Origin of the sequence: Prevotella sp. oral taxon 306 str. F0472 (genome assembly GCF_000257925.1) — a bacterium.
Lineage (GTDB): Bacteria > Bacteroidota > Bacteroidia > Bacteroidales > Bacteroidaceae > Prevotella > Prevotella vespertina.
The window spans coordinates 1-4,427 of the sequence record NZ_AJIN01000074.1; the positions used below are offsets into that span (position 1 = coordinate 1).

6 protein-coding genes and 1 pseudogene are annotated in these 4,427 nt (G+C 37.0%); 2 read left to right on the forward strand and 5 right to left on the reverse strand.

What is annotated here, in order from left to right:
• Positions 1 to 337, reverse strand: a pseudogene (locus tag HMPREF9969_RS12720) (IS1380 family transposase); the annotation flags it as partial.
• A 160-nt stretch (positions 338 to 497) separates the two neighbouring features.
• Here HMPREF9969_RS12720 and HMPREF9969_RS12315 point away from each other — a divergent pair.
• Together HMPREF9969_RS12315 and HMPREF9969_RS12245 are read left to right on the forward strand one after the other, a co-directional pair.
• Positions 498 to 1,595 carry an ATP-binding protein gene (locus HMPREF9969_RS12315; RefSeq protein ID WP_009436158.1) on the forward strand — a complete coding sequence of 366 codons (1,098 nt, stop codon included), beginning with the start codon at positions 498 to 500 and terminating at the stop codon, positions 1,593 to 1,595.
• 6 nt (positions 1,596 to 1,601) lie between these two features.
• Entirely contained in the window at positions 1,602 to 2,078 is a 477-nt protein-coding gene (locus tag HMPREF9969_RS12245) for a TerB family tellurite resistance protein (RefSeq protein ID WP_036895855.1), read from the forward strand.
• 150 nt (positions 2,079 to 2,228) lie between these two features.
• Here HMPREF9969_RS12245 and HMPREF9969_RS12250 read toward each other — a convergent pair whose 3' ends face one another.
• The 4 genes from HMPREF9969_RS12250 to HMPREF9969_RS12265 form a co-directional block, all read right to left on the reverse strand.
• Complete coding sequence (locus HMPREF9969_RS12250; RefSeq protein WP_009436156.1) at positions 2,229 to 2,597, reverse strand: ASCH domain-containing protein; 369 nt, start codon at positions 2,595 to 2,597, stop codon at positions 2,229 to 2,231.
• On the reverse strand, positions 2,575 to 3,627 hold the full coding sequence (locus HMPREF9969_RS12255) for a hypothetical protein (RefSeq protein ID WP_036895858.1): 1,053 nt from the start codon (positions 3,625 to 3,627) through the stop codon (positions 2,575 to 2,577). The genes HMPREF9969_RS12250 and HMPREF9969_RS12255 overlap by 23 nt, the downstream gene beginning before the upstream one ends.
• Before the next feature lie 129 nt (positions 3,628 to 3,756).
• A complete protein-coding gene (locus HMPREF9969_RS12260) occupies positions 3,757 to 4,059 on the reverse strand; it encodes a helix-turn-helix domain-containing protein (protein WP_009436155.1) in 303 nt (100 codons plus the stop codon).
• A gap of 11 nt (positions 4,060 to 4,070) precedes the next feature.
• Positions 4,071 to 4,373: a helix-turn-helix domain-containing protein gene (locus HMPREF9969_RS12265; RefSeq protein WP_009436154.1), complete on the reverse strand. Its 303-nt coding sequence runs from the start codon at positions 4,371 to 4,373 to the stop codon at positions 4,071 to 4,073.
• Positions 4,374 to 4,427 lie beyond the last annotated feature (54 nt).

Below are 4,427 nucleotides of genomic sequence, written 5' to 3' on the forward strand. Positions count from 1 at the left end.
CGTAGGTCTTGCCCATATCTGATGTGTATGAAATGTTTTCTTGCGTCAACTCCTTTATCGCCCTGAGGATAGTATCAGAGCTACAAGTGCGAAGTGTCGGATGAAGTGAGAGGTGGTTCATCAAATGAGTAGTGACATCCTCAATACATGAACCGCCACAGAAGTAGATACTCATGAGAGAACGGATGATTTCGCTGTACTGATAACCGAACGATCTACACCTTAGACCGAGGGTTGAGTCGATGACAGATGATAATGTGGAGTCAAATTGCTCCATGATTGAAAATAATCCCCCAAAAGGAGTGAGTCTCTCAGATTTAATTTGTATCTTCGCCATGTCTATCGTTGGATTCTCTTGTTTTTTTTTGCAACACTAAGATAAGTGAAAATTCTGACATGGCAAAATCCTGAGCAACTTTTTGTTGCTCAGGTACTTAAAAAGTTTAATTTATAATAGTGTTGCGGAATTAAGGATTTCTAAAAAAGATAATCAAGATGTGGTGGACTACATCTTGGCAGAACGAAACAAAAAGCTTAAACTGTCAAAAGATAACATATATGAGTTTGATGATCAACTGCTGAATGTCATAGCCAAATCACTAAGTTATGACGCAGAGAATAGATTCCAAACAGCCCAAGAATTTATTAAGGCTATTGACGGTGAAGTCAGGGTGGAACATCAGTCTACCAAGCGGGAAATCCTATCAGGATTGCAACCGAACGAGGCTGCAATTCTAACACCAACAAAGAAAATAGGTGAAGGGTTCTCTGCTGTAGCAGGTATGGAAGAACTGAAACAGCAAATGTATGAAGAAGTGATAGAACCACTTCATCATCCAGAGGAATATCAACGTTATGGCGTTACTATTCCCAATGGAATGTTACTCTATGGACCTCCGGGTTGTGGAAAGACATTTTTTGCCAAACATTTTGCAGAGGAACTAGGTTTTAACTTTATGTGCATCACTCCCGCTACATTGAAAAGCCGTTATGTTAATGCAACACAAGAGAACATAGCAAGAATGTTCAAGGAAGCAGAAGATAATGCACCAACGGTGATTTTCATTGATGAGATGAATGAACTCGTGCCTAATCGTGATAGTAGCGATGTACACGAGATGTCAAAAAGTGCTGTCAATGAAATGCTCGCTCAAATGGATAAGACAGGTGAAAAAGGAGTTTTTATCATTGGTGCAACTAATTACCCAAATATGATAGACCCTGCAATACTACGTGCAGGTAGATTAGATAAAAAGTTTTACATAGGTGTACCAGATACAGAAGCAAGGGTGGCGTTATTCAGATTGTATCTTGAAAAGCGCCCATACGACTTTGGTTTGGATTATCAACTTTTAGCAGACATGACTAAGAATTATGTGTCTGCTGATATTCAATTGATAGTCAATGATGCTTCTAGATGTGCGCTTCGACAGCATTGCAAGATAACTATGGAAATCTTGACATCTGTAATAACAAATATTCAGCCATCGCTCAGTGCTAATGAGTTAAATAAATATGAATGCATTCGTGCAATGATGAATGGCGAAACACAAAGCAAGACAAAAAACAGACCTCGAATAGGTTTTAATGTATAAATGATTATGACAAAGAAAGAATTATATTTAAAAACAGTGTTCTGTTGTATAGCATGCGATGGAGACATTGCCGAAGAAGAAATCCACTTGATAAGAGAACTTGGTACCAAAGATAAACTTTTCAACGATATGGATACTGAAAGGTATATTAATGCGTGGATTAATGAAATTAATAAGCGAGGCAGTATGTTTCTACAAAACTACCTTAATGAAATTGCTACGGAAGATCTGAACGAGAAGGAGCAACTGTTGCTGGTATCACTTGCATTCAATGCTATTGAGGCAGATAACCGGATAGAGTATTCTGAGGTGAAATTCTTCAAAAAGATACGTTCAAGATTATCTATCAGTGATGAAACAATCTTAGGGAAGTTCCCTAATAAAGAGGATTTTCTTTTGCCAGATCTGAAAGTTACAGAATTACCAATGTGGGACGAGAATATACAATTTAATCAAATAACCATACCAACTCACGGTAACTAATAACTTTCGGCTAAGTAAAATCGGAAGAGGGATAATCTACTTTTGTGCTAAGATGTTATCTTCTGTCTGGTAGTTTACAACAATATATAATGGTGAGTACCCTCTTTTATCAAGAGGATACTTGCCACTATAACGCATTTAAAAACCTGATTAAATGTAGATAAAAGATTGAGGGGCAAAATTTATATTATAATCGCTCAATCGTTTTTTTCTTTTATATCTTTTAACCTGACCTATCTTAATGGCATAGGCAACAGGTCTGTTTGCAAAATATTCACGATAGAAATCTTCACTGATTCCCGAAGTTTCATGCGTTTGTTCCCATATCCTGTCTATGTTATCATTAAGGATAGAGTCTATCTCAAATTCACCAATCACATATTGCAAAGGTGAAGAGGCATAAACAATAACTTTATCAACATCTTTATTTTTGAAAATACTTTTCCTAAATTCGTATTTTTTTGTTCCGTTGAATATTTTTTCGGCAAACTCTGGTTTAATCGACAATAACACTTTCATCTACTTCTCCTTTCTCTAATATTTTATCAAACTGCTCATCGGACAATTGGAAGAATCCCCAATATTTAGGGGTGATTTTTAATTCGTCAGTCAGATATCCATTTGTTACTCGTTTTGTCAGTGCAATATTATATGTCATTTTCAACACAATGCAGTCTTTATTTTTATACCATTGTGCCAGTTCCTGTGTGTCAAAAATGCTGTAATAATTGGCGTACGCTACGAAATCTTCCACAGTTGCAAAATCTTTGTTCTTCCTAACTTCCTCTATTTGGCATATAGATGTGATTACACTGCGATAACGAGCTGGTCCTTTGTCATCCTTAGTTCTGTAAATTGCTACTAAATCACCAGGTTGCAATATCGCAGTGTCAGGCATGAAACAAAGATAAATCTTGTGAATACTGTTCGTATGAGATACATCCTTTATCAATTCATACTTGTGATTTTCTTCATTCTGGAGAATAGAATCCGGAAAGAGTTGTGTGTGGTACTTTGGATATATTGACAATAAGAACTTGCGTTTCCCCTTGATAGTTAAAAGGGGATAGTCCCTTGTTTGGTCACCAATCAATGATTTCATGTTCTTCACCAAGACAAGTTCCTCACCTTTTTTACCCTCCTCATTGAAACCATATCTCTGCAGGATTTTTATAAGTCCATGATGTTTGGCGAATATAGTTACATAAATCTCATCTGCTTTCATATAGAGTGCAGCATCCATTATCTTCTTGACGAATCGTTCTCCAAGTTTTGTGTTATGAGCATCTATCTTGAAAGTTCCGACTTTTAGACGGTTGCATGCAGGACGATTTGGAATAACATCTTTCAATTCTTTTCCACTTTCATCCTTTAAATACAGGAAAGCCTGTAAATTATTGTTCAAATACTGAACATAGGCTTTACTCCTATCTTTTGATTTCTTATTAAACCAAGCCTCAAATTCAGGATAGTCCTCCTTGAGACTTGTGAAGAAAGAATCATTTAAGTCAATGTCAGCAAACTTTTTTAATATAATAGTTTCGTTCATAATGTGAATTTTATTATTAGTACAAAGATACTCAAAAAATCCAGTCATCAATCTTTTTAAAGTAATAATTCTTATTCGCATATGATAATTCATGATTTAGATACTCTGCTAAAAAGGTACAGTATCTTTTTAACGCAAGTTGTTATTCTTATAATTCATCATTAATATCTTTTCCAAATCCGATGCTTTATAGAGTGTCTTTCCTGCAAACTGTGTGTAGGGAATAATCCTCCTGTCCCGATAGTCTTGCAGGGTGCGGGGGCTGATATACAGTTGCTCGCACACTTCCTTGCCTGTGAGGAAGTACTCACCGCCAAAGAGCGGTTTGTGTGTCTGTGCCACTTCCTTAATTCTCTTGCTTACTCCGCTGATAGCGTACAGCACCACCTGCATATCGTCAGCCTCCATGTTCAAGTCTCTTACCTGTTCCATAATCTTTCTATTTATTTGTTGATATTAGTTTTATCCGTTTTTGATTTCTCTGTTTTGGTTTGGAGCAATTGCTCCACATCCTCACGCTTGTAATAGCACTTGTGCCCGATTTGGGAGAATGGCAGCACGCCTGTATCCCGATAATGCTGCAAAGTACGCTTGCTGATATTAAGCAACTTGCACACATCACCATTGTGAAGCCAATCGGTATGCTTGCTCTGTTCCCCGAATGCCTTGTGACAGGTCTCGGCAAGACTGAGTATCTCGTTCCTCAACTTTGCCCAATTTGAATCCGTAATGATAAAATATCCCATAGTTTTATTGTTATTTTGTTTGTAATTCCTTATTGTTTTGCGTCTTACCGCACG

What these genes read in the sequence shown, in the direction of transcription:
- HMPREF9969_RS12260 (WP_009436155.1), bottom strand. Translation starts at nt 4,059, where the DNA reads ATGGAACAGGTAAGAGACTTGAACATGGAGGCTGACGATATGCAGGTG.
- HMPREF9969_RS12250 (WP_009436156.1), bottom strand. Translation starts at nt 2,597, where the DNA reads ATGAAAGTGTTATTGTCGATTAAACCAGAGTTTGCCGAAAAAATATTC.
- HMPREF9969_RS12265 (WP_009436154.1), bottom strand. Translation starts at nt 4,373, where the DNA reads ATGGGATATTTTATCATTACGGATTCAAATTGGGCAAAGTTGAGGAAC.
- HMPREF9969_RS12255 (WP_036895858.1), bottom strand. Translation starts at nt 3,627, where the DNA reads ATGAACGAAACTATTATATTAAAAAAGTTTGCTGACATTGACTTAAAT.
- HMPREF9969_RS12245 (WP_036895855.1), top strand. Translation starts at nt 1,602, where the DNA reads ATGACAAAGAAAGAATTATATTTAAAAACAGTGTTCTGTTGTATAGCA.